We start from the raw sequence: 21,893 nt of genomic DNA, 5'->3' as shown, positions 1-21,893 counted from the left end.
AATGCAGTTACCGAAACTTTCCAGGATTTTTTTATGCTAAAGCAAACCTTATTTTGTGCGCTAACGGCGCTGTCTCTGAGTCCGGCGTTGCCGGTGCTTGCCGCAAGCTTACCGACCCAGCCGGTACTGACTACCGCCGCCGCCAAAACGGTGCTTGAGGCGGCGCAGGCAAAAGCGCAGGCGTTAAACGCGCCGGCGGTGCTGGCGGTGGTCGATGCGGCAGGCCAGCCTGTCTGGCTTGAGCGCATGGAAAATGCCGACGTTCCGGCCGGGGTTACTCTGGCGCCGGGTAAAGCCAGGACAGCAGCGTTGTTCCGCAAGCCCAGCGGCGATTTTGAAGAGTTGATCAATAGCGGTAAGCGGCCAGCAGCTGTCACCTCCGGCTTTATTATGATGAAAGGCGGTGTGCCTTTGGTCTGGCAGGGGCAGGTTGTCGGCGCTATCGGCGTTTCATCCGCCTCCGCTGATAAAGATGTTGAAATTGCTAAAGCCGGCGCGGCGGCACTGCAGCCCTGACGCGCAACCAACATTGGCTTGTCCGCCCCAGTGGCGTAGACTGTGCGCCTTCATATCATAAGGAGGATGCGATGAAACCCGTCTTTCCACTCTCGCGCCAGGCCAAAAAATTTTTTTGCGCGGTGGTCGTGGTGGCGATCTTAGTCGGCGTGGTCATGGGGAACGCCATTATCGGCGGTATTATTGATGAGTACCATTTGCCGTTCAGCCAGTGGCCGGTTCAACTGTACGTCACCGAAGCATTTATGATCGTCGTCTACAGCCTGGTGTTTACCCTGATGCTTTCCGTGCCGCTCTGGTACTTTTTCCTCGGCGAAAAAGACGATAAATAGTCTTTATCAGAAGGTGGCGGTGTCTTGCGCATAGAATGATGCGCTCTGGCCAACGGCAATAAACGCCGCTGCGGCAGCGTCGGCCTGAATGTAAAACGCCCCCGTACGGGGGCGCCGCTCGCCTTGATTTATCGACCGCTTAACGCGCGGCTACTTGCCCGCTCGTCCGGCTTTTACTTTTTCCTCAATGCGCTGACCGATGACCGCGTCAATATTACGCCAGTACGCGAAAGCGCGCGATAATACCGGCTCTTCAACGCCTGCCAGCAGGTGGCCGGCCACGTTATTGACCAGCCTGTCGCGGGCAGCCTGATCCATCACCTTATTGATCAGCGTATTGGCCTGGCCGAAATCGTCATCGTCTTTACGCAGGGTATAGGATGCGCGCACCATCTCACCGCTGGCAGGCCAGGTCGAATCAGTAGGGTAACGTTCGCCGTCGGCTTTCGGTCCGCCTTTTGAATTAGGCGCGTAAACCGGATCTGAGACCTTGTTTATCCGCATCGCGCCGTCTTTACTGTAGCTGTTAACCGGTGAGTGGGGTGTATTGACCGGGATCTGTTTGTAGTTAACGCCGAGGCGGGCGCGGTGTGCATCGGCGTAGGCGAAAATGCGACCGATCAGCATTTTATCCGGACTCAGGCCGATCCCCGGCACCAGGTTATTTGGCTCAAAGGCCGCCTGTTCAATTTCCGCATGATTATCGGTAGGATTGCGGTCCAGTACCAGCTTGCCGACCTTAATCAATGGATAGTCAGCGTGGGGCCAGACCTTGGTCAAATCAAAGGGGTTATAGCGATAGGTTTCCGCTTCGGCAAACGGCATGATCTGCATATAGAGCGTCCAGCTGGGAAAGCGGCCTTCTTTTATCGCGTTAAACAGATCGCGGGTGTGGTAATCACCGTCGATGCCGGCCTGGGCATCGCCATCTTCCTGCGTCAGGCACTCGACGCCCTGATCGCTCTTAAAGTGATATTTTACCCAAAACTTTTCACCCTGCGCATTAACCCACAGGTAGGTGTGGCTGGAATAGCCGTTCATTTTACGCCAGCTTTTCGGTATGCCGCGATCGCCCATCAGCCAGGTAACCTGGTGGGCGGACTCCGGCGATAACGTCCAGAAGTCCCACTGCATATCGTGGTCGCGCAGGTTATTGTCGGCACGGCGCTTCTGTGAACGAATAAAGTGCTGGAATTTCATCGGGTCGCGAATAAAAAATACCGGGGTGTTATTCCCCACCATGTCGTAATTGCCTTCGCTGGTATAAAACTTGATGGCAAATCCGCGCGGGTCGCGCCAGGTATCGGGGCTGCCGCGCTCTCCGGCAACGGTCGAAAAGCGCATCACTACGTCGGTTTTCACGCCGGGCTGAAACAGGGCGGCTTTGGTGTATTTGCTGACGTCTTCTGTTACCTGAAAATAACCGAAAGCGCCGCTGCCTTTGGCGTGGGGCTGGCGTTCCGGTATTCGCTCGCGGTTAAAATTAGCCATTTGCTCGATCAGATAATGATCGTGCAGCAAAATCGGACCATCAGGGCCAATAGTCAGTGAATTCTCGTCGCTGGCTACTGGAATACCGGCATCTGTTGTTGTTGGTTTGGTGTGATCATTGCTCATTATTGTGACTCTCGCTTCGTTCGGTTCGGTCAATCTCCAAGCGTAGTTCAGCGCAACAGACGCTGCCGGGAATTTCCCCTCAATTTTGTAAGGTCAATTTACAGCTGAGAGATTTGCTCCCGGTTAAGGCCGCTATCGGACTATCGCTGGCGGCGTGGGGGTTGACGATGATAGGTTGACGCCGACATACTCAGGCTGGGACATAGCCAAATATCAGGTAACGTTATGAGTGATTTTCAGTCGCTGCTGGCGGCAGGACGCGACTTTAATGATTATGCGCAGGATGGTTTAGTGCAGGAAATTGAAGCCACCCACCTATATCAGCAAAAACTGAGCGCAGAACAGCTGCCGTTTGCGGTGCAGCAAATGCTGGCGTCAATCAAAGGGCGATACAGCCTGTTGGTTGCCGCCGAGATGTGGTGTCCGGACTGCCAGCGTAACGTCACCGCGATGAATTTGCTGTGCCAGATGCAGCCGCGAATTGAAATGAAAATTATCAGCAAAGCGCGGGCGGAAAGGGGGTTGAAAGATCTGCTGGGCGTAGAGCGCATCGCCATTCCCTGCGTCGCGGTGCTTGATGCACAGCACCAGCCGATCGGCCAGTTTATCGAGCGGCCGCAACGCGTTATCGATGGCGATGCCGCAACGCACGAAGCCTATAAGCGCGGCGAGCTGCTGCTGGATACCATCAATGACCTGCTGCACATTATTATGCCAGCAGATCGTTAACCTCACCCGGGCAGGCAGTTTCATGCCCGCCGCGCTGTCCCGGTGGTTTAATCAGCTTAGCCAGCGATAAACCCGCCGCGGCTGTCCCACCTTGCCGTACTGCTTTTCAGCAGAGAGCAGCTTATTATCAACCGCATATTCCAGATAGCGTCTGATAGTGGTTTTGCTTAGCCCGCTGACTGACATAATCTCATCAATGGTGTAGGTTTTTTCCGGCATCTGCTGAAAGGAGGCAATCACCCGCTGCAGGGTATTATCTTCAATCCCTTTGCTTTCCTTATCGCCCTGAAAATTACTGTGTTGCAGCGAGTAAAGGGAATCGACACATTGCTGATCAACCACTTTCCATAGCCGCTGCTGGCCGTAAAACTGCATAAAGCGTTTCAGCGTATGGTTCAGTCTCTTCCACGAGATGGGTTTGAGAATGTAATCAAACGCGCCGCCCTGAATCGCCTGGCTACAGGTATCCATATCCGTTGCGGCGGTAATAAAGATAACCGCGCAGTTATACCGCTTAAGCTCTGGCTGATTTAACAGGGTAATCCCCTGGCCATCGGGCAGGTAGTTGTCGAGCAAGATCAGTCCAGGCTGATGGGCGGCTATCATTTCGCGCGCTTGCATCAGCGATGAAGCGCAGCCAGCCAGATGCATCCAGGGGATGCTGCGGATCAGCTCCTGGTAAAGCCGCTGAAGATTGCTTTCATCTTCAACTATCAGCACGTTGATAACTTCAGAGCGCATAAGGTTTCTCCTGATGAAAATTGGCCGCAACGGGAATATAAAGCGAAAAAATTGTGCCGCGCGGCACGTTATCCGTCACCTCAATCACACCACCAGCGCGTTTTATATAACTGCTGATCAGATGCAAACCCAGGCCGTGGTCACCCTCCGTTTTGCTGGTTACACCCGGCTCAAAAAGGGTGGTTTTTAATTCATCGGCAATGCCGGTGCCGCGATCGGCGACTTCAATTAAAATTTCCTGTGCATTTTGCCTGATCAGAATTTCAACCGGCAGAAGAGGGGGCGGCGCGACTAACGTCGCTTCAATTGCATTGTCCAGCACGTTGCCGATAACCGAGATTAGTTCGGAATCAGACAGCGATTCAGGCATGCTTTTTAACCAGCAGCCGGCATCAAATAACAGAATGATTCCTTTTTCGCGCGCGCGTGAATATTTACCCAGCAGCAGACCGCAGATTAGCGGTGAAGCAAAGCGCGTGGAGATAAAGTCGAGGACTTGCTGGGAGTGCTGCGACTGTGCCTGGATAAAGTTGAGCGCCTCATCGTAATGTCCGAGGTTAAGCAGTCCGGCCAGCGTTGAGAGCTGATTTCGATATTCATGACGCACGATTCGCAGATCGTTGATATGGCTTTTTACCTGGCTGAGCTGATCGTTAAGCGAGCTGATATCATTGCTGTCGCGAAAGCTGATTACCCAGCCCTGCAATCTATCTTCCAGCATGATTCTCACCCGGTTGGCAATCACGGTCAGCTGATTAAAAACCGCCACTTCATCATGCGTGTCCTGTTTCAACATGACCTGTTGCTCAAAGAAAGTAATGGGGCGAATCACTGAGGTAACGGGTTTGCCGCGCAGCTGTCTGTTTTGCTGTGGAAGATTAAGCCAGGTTTTAGCTGCCCGGTTGATAAGCTGAATCCGGCAGCAATCGTCAATCACGATAACGCCTTCGTACATCGCTTCCATCATGGCTTTCTGCTGCCTGACCAGCACGCCAATTTCGCGCGGCTCAAGAAAGAAAATCTGTCTCTTTATGTGGCGGGTGAAACACCAGCTGAACAGGTACAGACAGCAAAGCAGCAGCAGCAGCGAGATCGAAATATGAACGACGTTTTGTGCCGAGATGCCGTTAAGATAGCTTTTCAGGTAGCCAACAGAGACGATACCAATACCTTCCCCTGGTAAAATACCGGCACTTTGCTCCGTAGCGAGACGCCCAGGGTGCCATGGCGCAGGGTTGTTGTTTTATTGCCGGCCAGCACGCTGGCATTGTCATTTCCTACCAGCCTGGTGCCGATAAGTTTCTCGTCACGCGAATGATAAAGGTGCCGGGCATGCGCGTCGCCGACAACGATAAAACTGGCATCGCTGCTGGCAGCCAGCGGTGACAACAGACGTTTTATTGCCGCTGTATCGCCGCGCAAAATATCCTCTTTTAAAGCAGCACGTTGCGCTATGTATTCGGCCTCTTTAAGCGTACGTGCGGCCGTGTCTTTATAGAGCTTGCTATTCAATCTGGCATATTGCCAGACTCCCTGAGCGATAAAAATGGCGGTGTTGAATATAGCCAGATAAAGAAATAATTTTGTCTGGAATTTTAGCTTCATTGACTTTCTGTTTAATTTTGGTGACTACCCCGAAGGGGTCAGGCTAAACCAGAATAATTAAACGGCAAGTATTTTTACGTGCGATAAGGACGTTATTTTTATTGGGAAATGTGTAATGTTAAAAAAGCTTTTCCCGAAGATTATAAAGACTTTAAAAACCATTACTGCCTTAAAAACTCCATTTGCTATTTGACATCCATCAAACTAATCGTGCGTTTGTTTTCTTATTTTTAGCGCAGTGACGTTAATGGAGAACAGTAAGTACATGAGCGCAACAGGTGATTCGTATATTGATTCTGCAAAAAAAAATAAAAAGGCAGGATTTTTATTAAAAGACAAATGGTGGAACATTCTCGATAACTGGAAGGTCGGGGTGGTTCCGCTGCCATTGTTTATACTGGCGGGTGCGTTAATCGGCGTAAATTGCCTTTATGGTCATCTTTCCAGCAGTATCGTGGTGATGGTCGCTACGCTGGCATTCTTTGGCTTTGCCTGTGGTGAGTTTGGCAAACGGCTACCCTATCTGGGAAAGATCGGCGCTGCGGCTATTTGCGCAACCTTTATTCCTTCGGCACTGGTTTACTACGGCTGGCTGCCGCAGGACGTGGTGAAGTCCACCACCGAGTTTTATAAATCAACCGACATTCTTTATCTCTATATCTGCTGCATCATTGTTGGCAGCGTGATGAGCATGAACCGAACAACGCTTATCCGCGGCTTTTTCCGCATCGTGTTTCCGATGGTCTGCGGTGAAATCGTCGGCATGATCGTCGGTGTTGGTGTCGGCTACCTGCTGGGCATGACGCCATTCCAGACCTTTTTCTTTCTGGTGTTACCTATGATGGCCGGCGGCGTTGGCGAAGGGGCGATTCCGCTGTCAATTGGTTACGCCACCATTATGCATATGGATCAAGGCGTTGCTCTCGGCAAAGTGTTGCCTATTGTGATGCTCGGCGGTCTGTGCGCGGTGGTGATGGGGGGATGTCTTAACCAGCTCGGCAAACGCTATCCGCACCTGACCGGCAACGGCGAGCTGATGTCCGACAAACATGATGACGTTGGTAAAAGCCTGACCAGTGAACTCAGCGGCAAAGTGGACGTCATCGCCATGGCTTCCGGTGCGCTACTTGCCGTGCTTCTGTATATGGTCGGTATGCTGATCCAGCGCTACACCAGCCTGCCTGCACCGGTTGGCATGCTGTTTGTCGCTGTGCTGTTAAAGGTTGCCAACGCAATCTCCCCGCGTATGCAGGAAGGATCGCAGGTGGTGTATAAGTTTTTCCAGTCAGCCGTAACCTATCCAATTCTGTTCGCCGTAGGGGTTGCCATTACGCCCTGGCATGACCTGGTCAGCGCCTTCACGCTGTCAAACCTGATTGTGATTATCAGCACCGTCGGCGCGACCACCCTCACCGGGGCGCTGGTTGGCCGTAAGCTCGGTATGCACCCGATTGATGTCGCCGTTATTTCATGCTGCCAGAGCGGGCAGGGCGGCACCGGTGCGGTAGCCATTTTATCCGCAGCGGACCGCATGTCGCTGATGCCTTTCGCCCAGATAGCCATTCGCGTCGGCGGCGCACTGAACGTCGCGCTTTCGCTGCTGGTACTCAGCAACTTTATTCTCTGACGATGACGGAATATTTACGATGAAACTTGCAGCATATTTAGTTAACGGGCGCCGCAGCTACGGCATTGTAAGCGAAAACGGCATTATTGACCTCGGCGCACGGCTGGGCCAGCGCTACGGTGATTTGAAGGCGTTGCTTGCCGCAAACGCCGTGGCTGAAGCGGTGGAATACCAGCATCAGCCAGCGGAACTGGCCTTGAACGAGGTCGACTTCCTGCCCGTTATCGATAATCCCGGAAAAATCATTTGTGTTGGCATGAACTATGCGGACAAGCGCCTGGAGTTTAACGAACAGAATCCGGCGCCCACGCTGTTTGTACGCTTTGCCGATTCGCAAACCGGCCACCGTCAGGCGGTCCTGAAGCCACGCTATTCAACCGAGTTTGATTATGAAGGCGAACTGGCGGTGATTATTGGCCGTGCGGGAGAAAACATCGCCCGCGAACAGGCGTTGGAGCACGTTGCCGGCTATAGCTGCTACATGGATGGCTCGGCGCGCGACTGGCAGCATAGCTGGTATACCGCCGGAAAAAATGGCCGTTGCACCGGCGCCTTTGGTCCCTGGATGACCACCAGTGATGCGATTGCCGATCCGCAAAATCTGACGCTAATTACCCGGCTAAACGGACAGCAGGTTCAGCAGGACTCAACCAGCAACATGATTTATAGCGTTGCGGCGCTGATCGAATATATCTCAACCTTTACCCGCCTGAGTGCCGGCGATGTGATTATTACCGGCTCACCTGGCGGCGTTGGTAAAAAACGGACTCCTCCGCTGTTCATGCACGCCGGCGATCGTATTGAAGTCGACATCGAGCATATTGGTTGCCTGGCGAATCAGGTTGCCGATGCACCGCTTAGCGTGCCTGAAACTGCGGCGGCGTAAGGAGCAGAGCATGTCTGAGAGCAACGTTATGCAGTTGCTGATGGTTGATATCAGCCGTGATATGCGGATGAAAACCGCCGTCGGCCGCTTACTGCAGGCCAGCCAGTTGGAAATGGACGCGTCCCTATCGCTGTTTGCCGTTGCGCGTTGTGGTCAGACGCTGGCAGGCTGCGCCGGACTGGATGGCAATATCGTTAAGTGTGTTGCTGTCGACGACCGCTGGCGCGGTGAGAACCTATGTGCGGGCCTGCTAAGTGAAATCCAGAACTATGCGATGTCGCAGGGACATTTACAGCTGTTTTTGTTTACCCATCCGGCTAACCGCCGCTGTTTTCAGCAGTGTGGCTTCTGGCCGATAGCGCAAACGGACAGCGTTTTACTGATGGAGAACATCCCACACGGCATTAGCCGCTATTGCGCCACGCTGTCGCAGGGGCTGCGAGCGGGGGAGAGAATCGGTTCGGTGGTGATGAACGCGAATCCGTTTACTCTCGGACACCGTTATCTGGCGGAGCAGGCCGCCGCGCGCTGTGACTGGCTGCATATTTTCGTGGTGGAGGAAAACGCGGCGCTGTTCTCCTTTGATGAGCGTCTGACCATGGTGCAACAGGGGGTCAGCCATTTACCTAACGTCACGGTGCATAAAGGCGGCCCCTATATTATTTCACGCGCCACCTTTCCTTCGTACTTTCTGAAAGCCAGCGGCAAAGTTGAGCAGGCATGGTGCGCGCTGGATTTACGCATTTTTCGCCAGTACATCGCGCCGGTGCTGCAAATCACTCACCGTTTTGTCGGCAGCGAGCCGTTCTGTCCGGTCACCCGTCAGTACAACCAGGCCATGCAGGCTTACTTAAGTGCGCCTGATGGGCATTTACCCGCCATCCAGGTGGTGGAAATGCCGCGCATGACTGATGCAGAAGGCGTAGCCGTTTCGGCGTCAGAAGTGCGCAGGCTGCTACTCACGCAGCAATATGCTGCCATCGCGCAGCGGGTTCCCGTCAGCACTTTTCAGCACTTGCAGACAAACTGTGCTTTAAGCGCATGAATTAATTGGATTCAAACTGAGAGTTTTTTATGAAGATTACTAAAGAAGCGCTGGCCGGCACCATCGAGTCAAGCGATCTGATGGTCAAGGTAGCACCGGCTGAAGGCGAATTAGATATCGTTATTCGCAGCGAAGTTTACAAACAGTTCGGCGAACAAATCCGCAGCGTAGTCAATGAAACGCTGCAAAAAATGCAGGTAACGCAAGGGCATATTGTGATTGAAGATAAAGGGGCTCTCGACTGCGTGATCCGCGCCCGCTTGCAAAGCGCGGTGCTGCGCGCGGTGGAAAACGTCAGCATCAGCTGGGAGGCACTGCAATGAAAAAGCTCCGCTGCAGCATGTTGTTTTTGCCCGGCGCCAACGCCGCCATGCTCTCTAACGCCTTTATCTACCGTCCGGACTCCATCATGTTCGATTTGGAGGATGCGGTGGCGCTACGTGAAAAAGACAGCGCCAGAATATTGGTTTTTCACGCCCTTCAGCACCCGATGTATCAGGATATCGAAACGGTGGTGCGCATCAACTCATTGCGAACGCCGTTTGGTCTGGCCGATCTCGAGGCGGTAGTGCGCGCCGGCGTGGATGTGGTGCGGCTGCCAAAAACTGACTCACCGGAGGATATTTATGAGCTGGAAACGCACCTTGCGCGCATTGAAAAAGAGTGCGGCCGCCCGCTCGGTTCAACTCGCCTGATGGCGGCAATCGAGTCGGCGTCGGGGGTCGTCAACGCGGTCGCTATCGCTCGCAGCTCAAAACGTCTGATGGGCATTGCGCTGGCAGCCTTTGATTATGTCATGGATATGCAAACCGAACGCGGTGACGGCAGCGAACTATTCTATGCCCGCTGCGCTGTACTGCATGCCGCGCGGGTGGCCGGCATTGATGCTTTTGATGTGGTGTGGCCTGACGTTAACGACGAGCAGGGTTTTTTGCAGGAAGTTGATTTGATCCGCAAGCTTGGCTTCAACGGTAAATCACTGATTAATCCCCGTCAGATTGAGTTGCTGCATAACGCCTATGCACCCACTCTTCAGGAGGTTGAGCATGCAAAAGACGTGGTGCACGCCGCAGAGGAAGGCGAGCGTAACGGCCTCGGCGTGGTGTCACTCAACGGTAAAATGATCGACGGGCCGATTATCGACCACGCCCGGCGGGTTCTGGAACGTTCAAAAACCGGCATTCGCCGTTAATTATTCAGTGAGATAAGCAATGAGCGAGATAATCGAAGAATTACAGCAAAAATATTCCCAGCTCCGGCACCTGACGCCGTTCAGCGGTGCGCACAGCGCCACGCCGTGGCTGAATGATCTTAAGGTTAAGCACCAGCGTAAGCTTTGTGACAGCCTGGAAGAGGCGGTAAAACGCAGCGGCCTGCAAAACGGCATGACGATATCGTTTCATCATGCTTTTCGTGAAGGCGACCGGGTGATCAATCAGGTCGTCGCCTTGCTGGCAACGATGGGCTTTCGCGACCTGACCCTGGCCTCCAGCTCGCTGATGACCTGCAACGAGCCGCTGATTGAACATATTCGCGCCGGCGTAATCAGCCGCATCTGGACGTCCGGTATGCGCGGCCAGCTGGCGGATGAAATCTCCCATGGCCTGATGGAACAACCGGTGCAGATACATTCTCACGGTGGGCGCGTCAATTTATTACAGAAGGGCGAAATTAAGATTGATGTGGCTTTTCTCGGCGTGCCCTGTAGCGATGAATTTGGCAATGCTAATGGCACCCACGGCAGCGCCAGCTGCGGATCGCTGGGTTATGCGATGGTCGACGCCCAGTTTGCGCGTAAGGTGGTGGTGCTCACTGAAACGCTGGCGCCTTATCCTAACCTGCCGGCCAGTCTGTCACAGGACCAGGTTGATTACGTGGTGAAGGTTGATAGCGTCGGCGATGCGGCAAAAATCAGCGTCGGTGCCGCGCGCGTCACCAGCAACCCGCGAGAATTGCTGATTGCCCGCCAGGCCGCTGATGTTATTGAGCATTCCGGCTATTTCAAAAACGGCTTTTCGATGCAAACAGGCTCCGGTGCGGCGGCAACAGCCTGCACCCGCTTTATGCAGGAAAAAATGGAAAGGGAGCACATCGTTGCGCGTTTCGCTCTGGGGGGGATCACCGGCAGCTTAGTCGATTTGCACGAAAAGGGGCTGATTGAAACCCTGCTTGATACCCAGTGCTTCGATGGTCAGGCCGCCGCCTCGCTGGCCAGAAATCCCAACCACGTTGAAATATCCACCAACGTATATGCCAATCCCGGGGCGAAAGCCGCCTGCTGCGACCAGCTTGATGTCGTTATTCTCAGCGCGCTGGAGATCGATACTGAGTTTAACGTTAACGTGATTACCGGCTCCGATGGCGTTATGCGCGGCGCGTCCGGCGGTCACTGTGACGTTGCCGCCGGCGCCAATCTGACCATTGTCGTTGCGCCGCTGATCCGTAGCCGCATTCCAACGGTGGTGCGTCGGGTTACCACCCTGGTAACGCCGGGCGAAAGCATTGACGTCTTAGTCACCGACCACGGTATTGCCGTTAACCCGGCGCGTCCGGAAGTGCGTGAACGCCTGCTGCAGGCGGGATTACCGGTAATGGATATGGAAGCGCTGTATCAGCGGGCGATTGTGCTGTGCGGCAATCCTCGTCCTATTGCTTTTACCGACCGCATTGTCGGCGTGATCCGCTACCGCGATGGCAGCGTGATTGACGTTGTTCGCCAGGTAAAAGAGGAGGCGTGATCATGGAGACGTCTGCTATGCCAGGCGTCAGCCTCACTGAGATGCTGGACGCCAAAGAACAGCGCGCGCAGCGCCAGCAGGAGTGGCTGGCGCGCTGGCAGGCACCTTTACTCTCTTTGACGCTGGTCACTCCCGGCCCGGTTAAAGACAGCATTCGCTATCGTCACTGTATGGGCGTCGCGCTGCAGGCTTGCGATCAGCTGCTGTGGCGCAACGCCTGGCAGGTGCTGCAGCGCGAGGTATTCTGGTTGCCTACCGGTCCGGAAGCCCTGTGGTGTGTACAGCAGCCGGCGCTGTCTCTTAAGAGCGCGCTGATTGCGCTGGAAGAGCATCACCCATTAGGCCGCCTGTGGGACATAGACGTCATCACGCCGCAGGGCGAGCCATTGGGGCGTAAAGCCTGTGGATTCGCTCCCCGGCGCTGCGTACTCTGTGCTGATGAAGCCCACGCTTGCAGTCGATCCCGTCGCCATCCCCTTGAGCAGGTGGTTGGCCAGATTGAACAAACCATCGATAGCTGGTTACGACGTGACTAATCTTGCCGCCATCACCCCGGCATCGCCACCGCTGATTGCTCGCCTGGCCCGCCAGGCGATGATCGACGAAGTGTGCCTGACGCCGAAACCAGGACTGGTGGATCGGGACAATAATGGCGCCCATCGCGATATGGATCTGGCGCTGTTTATGCGTAGCATTGCCGCGATCGCGCCGTGGTTCAGCCAGTTTTATCAGCTTGGCTTCGACCATGCCCGACGGCCAGCGTCGGAAATGCTGGCGGTTATTCGCCCGGCGGGTATCGCCTGTGAGCAGGCGATGTTCAGCGCGACCGCCGGGGTTAATACCCACAAAGGCGGCATCTTTTCGCTCGGGCTACTGTGCGTTGCGGCGGGGCGGCTAAGCGCCACCGACAGCGAACTGACCCAACGCAGCCTGTGCCGTCAGGTCAGCGAAATAACCCATGGATTGGTTGCCAGGGAGCTGGTGAACCGCCAGCGTGGATCTACGGCCGGCGAACGACTCTATCAGCGCTGGCAGCTGACGGGCGCCAGAGGAGAAGTTGAAAGCGGTTTTGCTACCGTCAGGCAGTCGGTGCTGCCATTCTGGCAGGCGCAGCAGCCTGGCGAACGACGTTTGCATCACGCCCTGCTGCGCCTGATGGCGGTGAACCCGGATACTAATCTTGCCGCGCGCGGCGGTCTGCATGGGATGCAGTTTGTTCAGCGCTATGCGCAGAAACTATTACAAAATGGCTGGGATAGTGCGGCGCTGGAGCAGATGGACAGGGCGCTCATTGCGCGTAATCTTAGCCCCGGCGGCAGCGCCGATCTACTGGCAGTGGCGCAGGTGCTGGCTGCCTTTGCCCCCTGAGTAGGGCAGCTTATTCTTTGCCTAAAGCCCGCCACAGCGCATCAAATCCTACCTGCTTAAACTCATCGGTGCGCGCCGGTTCGGCCGTAATAAATTTGATCGTTGCTTCAACCAGCGCCAGGAAAATTTCATCGCTGTAGGCGCGAAACGGCGGGGCGCAAAATACCGGCTGCAGACCAAGCTCCAGTCGGGCGCGACGCTGAGGAAAGAGTTTCATCACCTGTTCGCGCGTTTCCTCGGTGATTTTTTCACTGATAGCCAGCTTGCGCATGGCAAGATAGCCCTGCGGATTCGCCGCCCCCCAGTCGATACAGTTATGCCATAAATGCAGCATAAACGTCTTTGGCGGACAGGTAAGAAGGTCGACGTTATTGATCAGCGATTTGCCGAGGTCGAGCTTCAGGTGCGCGTATAAAGCGTTAAGTAGTTCGTCTTTAGTGGTGAAGTAACGAAACAGCGTCCCCTCGGCCACGCCCGCGCCGCGGGCGATCTGCGCAGTTGAAGCGCCAAGACCGCTTTCTGCTATAGCATGGGTGGCCGCATCCAGCAGGGCCAGTTTTTTATCTTCACTCTTTGGACGAGCCACATTAGTTACCTTTTAAAACAAACATTAAGCAGCGAATCAGATTGAATCACGTTGAGGCAAGGGGTGCAATCAACCTTATCGCAATTAGATTGCACTTGACGAGCCAGCGCATCTCCTTATAATGAGTGTTTACTCACTCATATTCAAGTTTATTCACGCCGCAGTACACCACACTCAATTCCCGGGATTATGACTCGATAATAACGTAAACGCAGGTATTGTGATGACTGAATGCTCTCAATTCAACTCAAGATTTGGCAGTCTCCCGGCCGGAGAACGTCTGCAACGGGTTTCGCGCTCAAAGCAATATCGTGACGGTCGCTTTCGTAATGCAGAAGAAGCACCGATGCTGACCGGCCAGAAAGGGCGCCTTCAGCTGTTCTGGGAGTTCCTCACTCGCAGCCAGAAGGATTTACGGCCTGCGCGCGCGCTGCCCCTGGTCGCTACCGATCTGGCCTCGCTGGATCCGGCCAAAGACGTGATGACCTGGCTTGGCCACTCCTCATGGTACCTGCAGCTGGCTGGTAAACGTATTCTTATCGATCCGGTATTTAGCCATTATGCCTCGCCGCTGTCGTTTATTAACCGCGCCTTTGACGGCGACTATCCGTGGACAGCCGGGCTGATGCCGGAAATAGATTTGCTGATTATTTCCCACGATCACTATGACCATCTTGACTATGCCACCATTCGCGGCCTGAAGGATAAGGTGCGTAACGCCATTGTGCCGCTTGGCGTCGGCGCTCACCTCGAGCATTGGGGAATGGATGCGACGCGCATTCAGGAGTCCGACTGGCAGCAAAGCTGGAAGGTGAGCGATGCGCTGACCATTGACGTGCTACCCGCCAGACATTTTTCCGGCCGCAGTCTGAAAAGCAACCAGACGCTGTGGGCCAGCTTTTTATTTACCACGCCGCACCGCAAAGTTTATTACAGCGGCGACACCGGCTATGGCAAGCATTTCAAAGCGATAGGAGAGCAGTTCGGGCCAATTGATATTGCCATTCTGGAAAATGGCCAGTACGACCCGGACTGGAAAAACGTGCATATGATGCCGGAAGAAAGCGCGCAGGCGGCGTTGGACTTAGGAGCGCGCAGCGTCCTTCCCGGCCACGCCGGCCGTTTTGTACTGGCGCGTCACAGCTGGAACGACCCCTGGCGTCGCCTTGAAGCTGCCAGCCAGAACCAACCGTGGCGCTTGCTTACCCCGCGCCTTGGCGAGGTGGTTGACCCAGGCAATCCGTATCAAACCTTTCTGCGCTGGTGGGAAGAGTAACCAGATAATGGCAACTGATAATACCGAGTAAGGGGGAGGAAAGATGAACATTTCCGTAGAAGTCATTGAAACATTAGTTGGCTGGATTGATGACAATCTTGATCAGCCATTGCGGATCGATGAGGTGGCCCGCCATTCCGGTTATTCCAAGTGGCATCTGCAACGGCTTTTTATACAGCATCAGGGTGAGCCTTTAGGCAGCTATATTCGTAATCGTAAGCTGCGACTGGCTGCCGCCGACCTGCGAAATACTAATGAACGGGTGTTTGATATCTGCCTGAAGTACGGCTTTGATTCGCAGCAAACCTTCACCCGTATCTTTACTAAGATCTATAATCAGCCACCCGGCGCTTATCGTAAAGCCTGCTTGCACACGGCGGCAATCCAAAGAGCCAGTTGAATATAAAAGCCTCTCTTTATGAGAGGCTTTTTATATTTATTTCATCTGTTATATAACAGGCACTTACTACGCTTCGCTTAAAAAATAATATCATTAATAACCGCAATTAAATCAGCTGGCTGAAACCGGTGGTTTTTCTGCCGCTTGAAATTATTCAGATGCTTGCCAGGCTTATTTATGCAACGCGTTGGTCGGGTTTGGCAATACATCCCGGCTGTTTGCCGACAACACGAAGAGAGGACATTATGGCTCAACATCGTGGTGGTTCAGGAAATTTTGCAGAAGATCATGACAAGGCGTCTAAAGCCGGTAAGAAGGGCGGCCAGCATAGCGGCGGCAATTTTAAAAATGACCGGGAAAGGGCGTCTGAAGCGGGTAGAAAAGGCGGACAGAAGAGCGCTAAGTAACGCATCCGCTAGCCTGCCACCTCAGCTTCCCCGCTGAGTGTATGCCCCGTTATGTAACGCATAGCGGGGTTTGTCTTTTTATTTTCAAACCTTTTTGGGATGGTTTTAATGAGAAGATTAACTCCAGCTGCCAGTTTTCTGGCCTTAATTTTTGTGTCAACCGGCTACGCGGCAGATGCAGGAACGCCCGCGGCGCCGGCACCAGCTTACAGCAACCAGGCCGATAGTGCCGCCAGTAACAGCCACGATGAATCCGCGCAGGAAAATAACATCAGTGAGATTAAACAGCTTGCCAGCCTGAGTGAAGGATCGCACGTTGTTATTGAGGGGAAAATAAGCAAGAAACAAAGCGCTGAAAAATATCTTATTGAGGATGATAGCGGAACCCTCACCATTGTCATTCCCAACCAGTTACAACATCCTGCGCTGAAAAGCGGGGCTAAATATCGCATCAATGGTCTGTTAATGAAAAACAACAACGACATATGGGTACAGATTGAAAAACTGCAATCTAAATAAATCTCTGCCACCATACAGAGATGAATCACGCTGGCGATCACCTCAATATTTCGGGCAATAAATATAATTTTTATTTAGCTGGGATTACATTTTTACCATAATAATAAGGGATTAACCTCTTATACCGCCAGTCACCCCTTCAAAATTTTCAGCCTGTGCCACACTTATTATTTTCATCACGAGGATGGCATTATGAAAAAATATCTGACACTTATTCCTCTACTGTTCTCATTGGGGTTACAAGCAGCGGATAAAGGCGGTTTTAAGCAGGACACTGCGCCACCCGCCCCGCAGGAGCAGAAAGACGGCTACCGCGGCGTTACTGACGGGCAACATCAGATGATGAGCGACGAACTGGCGAAGTTGCCGGAAAAAAGCTGGGTCTCGCTGAAGGGCAATATACTGAAACGTACCGCTGTCAACCACTATTTGCTGCGTGATGCGCGAGGTACTATCGCGGTAATCATCAATGATAACGTGTGGCGCGGCCAGCAAGTGAAGCCTGACGATCTGGTGTCGTTGAACGGACAGCTGGAGCGTAATAAAGGAAAAGTGCAGGTTAACGTGATGCAATTGCGTCGACTCTGAACATAAACAGGAGGGCAGCCTATGTCAGCATGCCTGACAGATGATGAGTTAGCGAGCCTTAACGCCTACTGGCAGGCAGCGAACTACTTATCCGTTGGTCAAATTTACCTGATGGATAATCCCTTACTGCGTCATCCCCTTAGCGCAACGGATGTTAAACCACGACTGCTTGGCCACTGGGGTACCACTCCCGGGCTTAACTTTGTGTATACCCACCTTAACCGGATGATATGCCAGCACAATACGGACGTTTTGTTTGTTTGCGGCCCCGGTCACGGCGGCCCGGCAATGGTGGCACAAAGCTGGCTTGAAGGCAGCTACAGTGAAATTTACCCCCGGGTGACGCGCGATGAAGACGGTATGAGAGAGCTGTTCCGTCAGTTCTCTTTTCCCGGCGGTATTCCCAGCCACGCAGCTGCGGAAACGCCGGGATCGATTCATGAAGGTGGCGAGCTAGGCTATTCGCTTCCTCACGCATTTGGTGCGGCCTTTGATAACCCGGGGTTGATTGTTGCCTGTGTTATCGGCGACGGAGAAGCGGAAACCGGGCCATTAGCTTCAGCCTGGCAAGGTATAAAATTCCTTAATCCGCAGCGTGACGGCGCGGTGCTGCCGATTCTACATCTCAACGATTACAAGATTGCCAGCCCAACCCTGCTGGCCCGCAGCAGCGACGATGACCTGATGCAGCTGTTTCGCAGCCAGGGTTGGTTACCGATGGTAGTCAGCGGTGACGATCCCGAAGATATGCACCGGCAAATGGCCACAGCCATGGATAGCGCCTTTAGTACTATCCGCGCGCTGCAGCACCAATACCGCCAGAAAACACCACCGGATACGCTGGTTCGCTGGCCCATGCTTTTGTTGCGCAGCCCCAAAGGCTGGACCGGTCCACGATGGGTTGATGACGTGAAGGTCGAAGGGCTATGGCGTGCTCATCAGGTTCCGCTATCAGCCTGCCGTGAAAATACACAGCACCGCTTGCAGCTGCAAAAGTGGATGAAAAGCTATCAGCCTGAAAAGCTTTTTAATCAGCAGGGCCAGCCGTGCGACTATCTGCAGACGTTGGTACCACGCGGTGATAAGCGTATGGGCGCAACGCCCTATGCCAACGGCGGGCGTCTGCGCCAGGCGCTTAAAATGCCAGATTTTGCCGATTACGCGGTTGAGGTTCCAGCTCCGGGTGTGGAAAAAGCGCAAGCTACAGCGGTGCTGGGACGTCTACTGGCGGAAATCATTCGTCATAACCCGGATAATTTTCGACTATTTGCTCCGGATGAAACTGAATCAAACCGCCTGGGCGCTGTTTTTGACGTGACCGATCGCTGCTGGATGGGGACGATAACGCCTGACGATCGCCAGCTTTCGTCCCAGGGAAGAGTGATGGAAATACTCAGCGAACATCAGTGCCAGGGCTGGCTGGAGGGTTATTTGCTCAGTGGCCGTCACGGCCTGTTTAACTGCTATGAAGCTTTTATCCACATTATCGATTCAATGTTTAACCAGCATGCTAAGTGGCTTAAAACCTCCCGCCTCTTATCATGGCGCCAGCCAATTGCTTCACTTAACTATTTACTGGCCTCCCACGTATGGCAGCAAGATCATAATGGCTACAGCCATCAGGACCCAGGTTTTATCGATCACGTAGTCAATAAAAAAGCGGATATTGTCCGTGTTTACTTGCCGCCAGATGCAAACACGCTGTTATGGGTTAGCGATCACTGCCTTAAAAGCTGGGATCGCATCAATGTGATCATTGCCGGCAAGCAGCCTGCCGATCAGTGGCTGACGATGCAGGCGGCAGTTTCCCACTGCCAGCAGGGAATCGGCATTTGGCACTGGGCTGGTAACGAAAGGGATAATATTGAGCCTGATATCGTTATGGCATGCGCGGGAGATGTGCCGACCCGCGAAACGCTGGCGGCAGTGGACTGGCTGAGGCTGGCTCAGCCTGAGCTGCGCATCCGGGTGGTGAATGTTGTTGACTTACTGGCTTTGCAGCCACGGCACAAACATCCGCACGGTAAGCCGGAGCAGGAATTTGAAGCACTGTTCACCCGTGACCGTCCGGTTATATTTGCTTTTCATGGCTATCCTGGGTTGATCCACCGGCTGATAAGTCCGCGAGCTAATCAGTCGCGCTTTCACGTACACGGTTTCAATGAAGAGGGCACCACTACTACGCCTTTCGATATGACAGTAATCAACCGGCTGGATCGCTTTCACCTGGCGCTGGATGCCATTCAACGGCTAGCTTTACCTCCGGAGCGGCAAAAATATCTCAGTGCGGAGCTGGAGGATAAGTTGACAGCACATTATCGCTACGTGCGGGAGTATGGTGACGATTTGCCGGAAGTAAAAAACTGGCGCTGGAACGGCAGGGAAAAATAATATCCGACAAAGGGTAAGATGATAGCTAGTTTTAATTATCCGCGTCCGACGCTGCGTAGCTGGGTGCAAAAAGGGCAGTTGCAGCCGCTGATGGCATGGGCATCGCACTGGGAGGGGTGAATATACCGACCATCCGCCAGTGCAATTTTAGCGCCCATCAATGCCGGAAGGTCCACGCTACCGTTATAGCCTTGCGGGATCGTGACATGCGCCTGAAATGCGTATGCTTTGCCTGCCATCAGCGTCAAAATCGCCGCAGAAAGCTGCTTTTTCATGATGGAAACCTGTTCGTCTGCTGAGTCGTAATGACGTTATAACATAGCCACTTATTATTTTGCCAATAACATTCAACCTGGAGCGTTAGCCCATGGCATCCATTTGCATCGCTGCTGCCATGGACATAACCCGCCCCGAACTTTTGCCGCGTTGAACCCGTCAGCGCACCCGCGCTGCCGATGTAAATTTTTGCCGGTAAGGCCGGGTTTCAGCCGCGCTATCAGCAATTTTTATCTCAGTAAACATTATTATCATTGCTGCTTGATGGCGGAACATAATTAGTAACGTAAATGAATTATTCTAATGCTTTTCTGTTGGCAAAAATTCAGGCAAGAGGCTTTGCCGCTAGCCTTGATGGCAGATAAAAACATCACTAATACTAAGTGGATAATTAAAATTCATTAGTATCATTCAAGTTTACATCAAGTGTGCCGATGAATATAACGCCTGAATGATTAAGGCGTTGCCCACCCGCCCTAAGTAACCGTTGGACGCAGTGCCGTAACCTTGTCATCAGGATTAATTGGCTAATTTTCCCTTTAAAACCCAAGAAATCGCCGTTCTGGCCGTATCGGGAACGCGTGTATGCTTTCTATTCAAGGACAAGAGACAACATGGCACTATTAAAGAATATGAAGGTAGGCGCACGCATTAGCGCCGCGTTCACTCTGGTAATCTTGCTGTTAGTGATTGTCAGCTCAACGGCAATTATTAAAACCAGTGGTAACAATGATGCAATGAGCAGCATCATTAACGATCGTTACACCAAAGTGCGTCTGGCGTTTGATGCCTGCAACGCGCTCAATGAGCAGATTAAGCATCTGCGAGGTATGATCCTGGATGCCAGCCGCCCGGAAAATAACCTTAAACGCCAGGGACAGCTGGAGGAGGCCTCGCGCACCACCGATCAGGCGATTGAAAAAATTTCCCGCATGCAGAACACCGACATCGGGCAGCAGAAAATTACCGCCGTTCAGCAAGCTGCACAGGCTTTTAATGCCGATAAACAGCACCTTCTGACCCTGATTAAAGCAGGCAATACTAGCGATGCGGCTTATTTCGCGCTGCAGCAGATGGCGCCGGTGCAATCGCAATTTTTAAAACTGGTTGGATCATTTGCTGACTCACAATCCTCCCAGCTGCAAGGAGAGGGCGCGCAGGCTATTGCGGATGGCAAGATGACGATTAATATCACGCTTATCTGCTCCATTCTGGCATTTGTAGCCGCTCTGGGACTGGGTTGGCAACTGGCGCGCTCCATCGTCCGCCCGCTGCGCGAAGCGGTGAATATTGCCTCCAATGTCGCCGCCGGTGATCTACGCAGCCATATTGAAGTGAAGACCCGCGATGAAACCGGCCAGCTGATGCAGGCGTTAAAGTATATGAATGACAATCTGTTAAACATCGTCAGCGAGGTGCGTAGCAGCAGTGATTTAATTGCCAGCGCATCAGGGCAGATTTCAGTGGGTAATATGGATCTTTCATCCCGCACTGAGCAGCAGGCCAGTTCGCTGGAGGAGACTGCATCGGCAATGGAACAGATCACCGCCACGGTGAAGCAAAACGCCGATAACGCCCGCCAGGCAAATCAGCTCGCTTCCCGGGCATCAGAGGTAGCGACGGAAAGTGGCGATGCGGTAAAACAGGTTGTCAGCACCATGGAGGTGATCAACACCTCGTCACGTAAAATTGTGGATATTATTAGCGTAATCGACAGCATCGCTTTCCAGACCAATATTCTGGCGCTGAACGCGGCGGTGGAAGCGGCTCGCGCCGGCGAGCAGGGGCGCGGCTTCGCCGTAGTGGCCTCTGAAGTGCGCAATCTGGCACAGCGTTCCGCCTCGGCGGCCAAAGAAATTGCCCAGCTGATTAAAGATTCAGTCAGCCAGGTGGAAGAAGGTAGCCGCCAGGTGACGCTGGCTGGCAATACCATGGATCAGGTATTAAGCAGCGTGCAAAGCGTGACGGAAATTATGGGTGAAATTTCAATAGCCAGCTCCGAACAAAGTTCGGGTATTGATGAAATCAATATGGCTATAACGCAAATGGATCAGGTGACGCAGCAGAATGCCGCGCTGGTCAACGAGTCTGCCGCTGCAGCCCAGTCCATGCAGGAACAGGCTGAGCATCTGACCCGGGCGATCCGCGCGTTTAAAGTGAGCGAAGCGATGTAAGCTCAGTCGCAGTATGTTCTCCTGAACCCAGCGCCCGAAATAAGAATAGCGGGCTGCTGTGTTTTTCCGTTT

22 protein-coding genes and 1 pseudogene are annotated in these 21,893 nt (G+C 53.4%); 18 read left to right on the top strand and 5 right to left on the bottom strand.

What is annotated here, in order from left to right; genetic code table 11:
• Positions 1 to 33: 33 nt before the first annotated feature.
• Positions 34 to 516, top strand: coding sequence for a GlcG/HbpS family heme-binding protein (locus BTJ39_RS03915; protein ID WP_078001372.1), 483 nt, complete (start codon positions 34 to 36; stop codon positions 514 to 516).
• A 71-nt stretch (positions 517 to 587) separates the two neighbouring features.
• The gene (locus tag BTJ39_RS03910) at positions 588 to 848 is read left to right on the top strand and encodes a DUF2534 family protein (protein ID WP_078001371.1); all 261 of its coding nucleotides are present in this window, start codon (positions 588 to 590) and stop codon (positions 846 to 848) included.
• Between the two features lie 150 nt (positions 849 to 998).
• Here BTJ39_RS03910 and BTJ39_RS03905 read toward each other — a convergent pair whose 3' ends face one another.
• Complete coding sequence (locus tag BTJ39_RS03905) at positions 999 to 2,465, bottom strand: catalase (RefSeq protein ID WP_078001370.1); 1,467 nt, start codon at positions 2,463 to 2,465, stop codon at positions 999 to 1,001.
• A 225-nt stretch (positions 2,466 to 2,690) separates the two neighbouring features.
• Between BTJ39_RS03905 and BTJ39_RS03900 the strand changes: the two genes are divergently transcribed.
• Positions 2,691 to 3,194 carry a thioredoxin family protein gene (locus BTJ39_RS03900; RefSeq protein WP_078001369.1) on the top strand — a complete coding sequence of 168 codons (504 nt, stop codon included), beginning with the start codon at positions 2,691 to 2,693 and terminating at the stop codon, positions 3,192 to 3,194.
• Positions 3,195 to 3,245: 51 nt separating this feature from the next.
• On the opposite strand, the gene BTJ39_RS03895 is transcribed toward BTJ39_RS03900, so the two are convergent.
• Positions 3,246 to 3,935 (bottom strand): response regulator, encoded by a 690-nt coding sequence (locus tag BTJ39_RS03895; RefSeq protein ID WP_078001368.1) that lies wholly within the window; start codon positions 3,933 to 3,935, stop codon positions 3,246 to 3,248.
• Positions 3,925 to 5,540 (bottom strand): annotated as a pseudogene (locus tag BTJ39_RS03890) (ATP-binding protein). Before BTJ39_RS03890 ends, BTJ39_RS03895 begins: the two are co-directional and overlap by 11 nt.
• A gap of 265 nt (positions 5,541 to 5,805) precedes the next feature.
• Between BTJ39_RS03890 and BTJ39_RS03885 the strand changes: the two are divergent.
• From BTJ39_RS03885 to citG, 8 genes are read left to right on the top strand one after another with little or no spacing between them, the layout of a single operon-like run.
• Positions 5,806 to 7,167 carry a 2-hydroxycarboxylate transporter family protein gene (locus tag BTJ39_RS03885; RefSeq protein WP_078001367.1) on the top strand — a complete coding sequence of 454 codons (1,362 nt, stop codon included), beginning with the start codon at positions 5,806 to 5,808 and terminating at the stop codon, positions 7,165 to 7,167.
• 19 nt (positions 7,168 to 7,186) lie between these two features.
• Positions 7,187 to 8,053, top strand: a complete 867-nt coding sequence (locus BTJ39_RS03880; protein ID WP_078001366.1) for a fumarylacetoacetate hydrolase family protein — start codon at positions 7,187 to 7,189, stop codon at positions 8,051 to 8,053.
• Between the two features lie 10 nt (positions 8,054 to 8,063).
• Positions 8,064 to 9,098, top strand: a complete 1,035-nt coding sequence (gene citC / locus BTJ39_RS03875; RefSeq protein ID WP_078001365.1) for a [citrate (pro-3S)-lyase] ligase — start codon at positions 8,064 to 8,066, stop codon at positions 9,096 to 9,098.
• 29 nt (positions 9,099 to 9,127) lie between these two features.
• On the top strand, positions 9,128 to 9,421 hold the full coding sequence (citD, locus tag BTJ39_RS03870) for a citrate lyase acyl carrier protein (RefSeq protein ID WP_078001364.1): 294 nt from the start codon (positions 9,128 to 9,130) through the stop codon (positions 9,419 to 9,421).
• A complete protein-coding gene (gene citE, locus BTJ39_RS03865) occupies positions 9,418 to 10,290 on the top strand; it encodes a citrate (pro-3S)-lyase subunit beta (protein ID WP_078001363.1) in 873 nt (290 codons plus the stop codon). Before citD ends, citE begins: the two co-directional genes overlap by 4 nt.
• 19 nt (positions 10,291 to 10,309) lie before the next feature.
• Positions 10,310 to 11,836: a citrate lyase subunit alpha gene (gene citF, locus BTJ39_RS03860; RefSeq protein ID WP_078001362.1), complete on the top strand. Its 1,527-nt coding sequence runs from the start codon at positions 10,310 to 10,312 to the stop codon at positions 11,834 to 11,836.
• Positions 11,833 to 12,372: a citrate lyase holo-[acyl-carrier protein] synthase gene (gene citX / locus BTJ39_RS03855; protein WP_241825867.1), complete on the top strand. Its 540-nt coding sequence runs from the start codon at positions 11,833 to 11,835 to the stop codon at positions 12,370 to 12,372. The genes citF and citX overlap by 4 nt, the downstream gene beginning before the upstream one ends.
• Positions 12,365 to 13,204: a triphosphoribosyl-dephospho-CoA synthase CitG gene (gene citG, locus BTJ39_RS03850; protein WP_277869761.1), complete on the top strand. Its 840-nt coding sequence runs from the start codon at positions 12,365 to 12,367 to the stop codon at positions 13,202 to 13,204. The genes citX and citG overlap by 8 nt, the downstream gene beginning before the upstream one ends.
• Before the next feature lie 10 nt (positions 13,205 to 13,214).
• Here citG and BTJ39_RS03845 read toward each other — a convergent pair whose 3' ends face one another.
• A complete protein-coding gene (locus BTJ39_RS03845; RefSeq protein WP_078001359.1) occupies positions 13,215 to 13,790 on the bottom strand; it encodes a TetR/AcrR family transcriptional regulator in 576 nt (191 codons plus the stop codon).
• A 223-nt stretch (positions 13,791 to 14,013) separates the two neighbouring features.
• On the opposite strand from BTJ39_RS03845, the gene BTJ39_RS03840 reads away from it, so the two are divergent.
• The 6 genes from BTJ39_RS03840 to BTJ39_RS03815 all read left to right on the top strand — a co-directional run bounded on the left by BTJ39_RS03840 (position 14,014) and on the right by BTJ39_RS03815 (position 19,371).
• Entirely contained in the window at positions 14,014 to 15,066 is a 1,053-nt protein-coding gene (locus tag BTJ39_RS03840; RefSeq protein ID WP_078001358.1) for an MBL fold metallo-hydrolase, read from the top strand.
• Positions 15,067 to 15,109: 43 nt separating this feature from the next.
• A complete protein-coding gene (locus BTJ39_RS03835) occupies positions 15,110 to 15,466 on the top strand; it encodes a RamA family antibiotic efflux transcriptional regulator (RefSeq protein ID WP_078001357.1) in 357 nt (118 codons plus the stop codon).
• A gap of 245 nt (positions 15,467 to 15,711) precedes the next feature.
• On the top strand, positions 15,712 to 15,873 hold the full coding sequence (locus BTJ39_RS03830) for a con-10 family general stress protein (protein ID WP_078001356.1): 162 nt from the start codon (positions 15,712 to 15,714) through the stop codon (positions 15,871 to 15,873).
• 108 nt (positions 15,874 to 15,981) lie between these two features.
• Complete coding sequence (locus BTJ39_RS03825; protein ID WP_176110217.1) at positions 15,982 to 16,392, top strand: NirD/YgiW/YdeI family stress tolerance protein; 411 nt, start codon at positions 15,982 to 15,984, stop codon at positions 16,390 to 16,392.
• A 192-nt stretch (positions 16,393 to 16,584) separates the two neighbouring features.
• A complete protein-coding gene (locus BTJ39_RS03820) occupies positions 16,585 to 16,980 on the top strand; it encodes a YgiW/YdeI family stress tolerance OB fold protein (protein ID WP_078001354.1) in 396 nt (131 codons plus the stop codon).
• Between the two features lie 21 nt (positions 16,981 to 17,001).
• Entirely contained in the window at positions 17,002 to 19,371 is a 2,370-nt protein-coding gene (locus BTJ39_RS03815; RefSeq protein WP_078001353.1) for a phosphoketolase family protein, read from the top strand.
• A 35-nt stretch (positions 19,372 to 19,406) separates the two neighbouring features.
• Here BTJ39_RS03815 and BTJ39_RS03810 read toward each other — a convergent pair whose 3' ends face one another.
• Positions 19,407 to 19,646: a hypothetical protein gene (locus BTJ39_RS03810; protein WP_078001352.1), complete on the bottom strand. Its 240-nt coding sequence runs from the start codon at positions 19,644 to 19,646 to the stop codon at positions 19,407 to 19,409.
• A gap of 615 nt (positions 19,647 to 20,261) precedes the next feature.
• On the opposite strand from BTJ39_RS03810, the gene BTJ39_RS03805 reads away from it, so the two are divergent.
• Entirely contained in the window at positions 20,262 to 21,821 is a 1,560-nt protein-coding gene (locus BTJ39_RS03805) for a methyl-accepting chemotaxis protein (protein WP_078001351.1), read from the top strand.
• Positions 21,822 to 21,893 lie beyond the last annotated feature (72 nt).

Source organism: Izhakiella australiensis (genome assembly GCF_002006995.1).
Taxonomy (GTDB): domain Bacteria; phylum Pseudomonadota; class Gammaproteobacteria; order Enterobacterales; family Enterobacteriaceae; genus Izhakiella; species Izhakiella australiensis.
The sequence above is the reverse complement of the archived record's forward strand: the minus strand, read 5'-3'. Positions and strand labels throughout refer to the sequence as shown.

Bases quoted from the DNA above. Each gene is read 5' to 3' on its own strand.
- BTJ39_RS03915 (WP_078001372.1), top strand. From the start codon at position 34: ATGCTAAAGCAAACCTTATTTTGTGCGCTAACGGCGCTGTCTCTGAGT.
- BTJ39_RS03910 (WP_078001371.1), top strand. From the start codon at position 588: ATGAAACCCGTCTTTCCACTCTCGCGCCAGGCCAAAAAATTTTTTTGC.
- BTJ39_RS03905 (WP_078001370.1), bottom strand. From the start codon at position 2,465: ATGAGCAATGATCACACCAAACCAACAACAACAGATGCCGGTATTCCA.
- BTJ39_RS03900 (WP_078001369.1), top strand. From the start codon at position 2,691: ATGAGTGATTTTCAGTCGCTGCTGGCGGCAGGACGCGACTTTAATGAT.
- BTJ39_RS03895 (WP_078001368.1), bottom strand. From the start codon at position 3,935: ATGCGCTCTGAAGTTATCAACGTGCTGATAGTTGAAGATGAAAGCAAT.
- BTJ39_RS03885 (WP_078001367.1), top strand. From the start codon at position 5,806: ATGAGCGCAACAGGTGATTCGTATATTGATTCTGCAAAAAAAAATAAA.
- BTJ39_RS03880 (WP_078001366.1), top strand. From the start codon at position 7,187: ATGAAACTTGCAGCATATTTAGTTAACGGGCGCCGCAGCTACGGCATT.
- citC (WP_078001365.1), top strand. From the start codon at position 8,064: ATGTCTGAGAGCAACGTTATGCAGTTGCTGATGGTTGATATCAGCCGT.
- citD (WP_078001364.1), top strand. From the start codon at position 9,128: ATGAAGATTACTAAAGAAGCGCTGGCCGGCACCATCGAGTCAAGCGAT.
- citE (WP_078001363.1), top strand. From the start codon at position 9,418: ATGAAAAAGCTCCGCTGCAGCATGTTGTTTTTGCCCGGCGCCAACGCC.
- citF (WP_078001362.1), top strand. From the start codon at position 10,310: ATGAGCGAGATAATCGAAGAATTACAGCAAAAATATTCCCAGCTCCGG.
- BTJ39_RS03840 (WP_078001358.1), top strand. From the start codon at position 14,014: ATGACTGAATGCTCTCAATTCAACTCAAGATTTGGCAGTCTCCCGGCC.
- BTJ39_RS03835 (WP_078001357.1), top strand. From the start codon at position 15,110: ATGAACATTTCCGTAGAAGTCATTGAAACATTAGTTGGCTGGATTGAT.
- BTJ39_RS03830 (WP_078001356.1), top strand. From the start codon at position 15,712: ATGGCTCAACATCGTGGTGGTTCAGGAAATTTTGCAGAAGATCATGAC.
- BTJ39_RS03825 (WP_176110217.1), top strand. From the start codon at position 15,982: ATGAGAAGATTAACTCCAGCTGCCAGTTTTCTGGCCTTAATTTTTGTG.
- BTJ39_RS03820 (WP_078001354.1), top strand. From the start codon at position 16,585: ATGAAAAAATATCTGACACTTATTCCTCTACTGTTCTCATTGGGGTTA.
- BTJ39_RS03815 (WP_078001353.1), top strand. From the start codon at position 17,002: ATGTCAGCATGCCTGACAGATGATGAGTTAGCGAGCCTTAACGCCTAC.
- BTJ39_RS03810 (WP_078001352.1), bottom strand. From the start codon at position 19,646: ATGAAAAAGCAGCTTTCTGCGGCGATTTTGACGCTGATGGCAGGCAAA.
- BTJ39_RS03805 (WP_078001351.1), top strand. From the start codon at position 20,262: ATGGCACTATTAAAGAATATGAAGGTAGGCGCACGCATTAGCGCCGCG.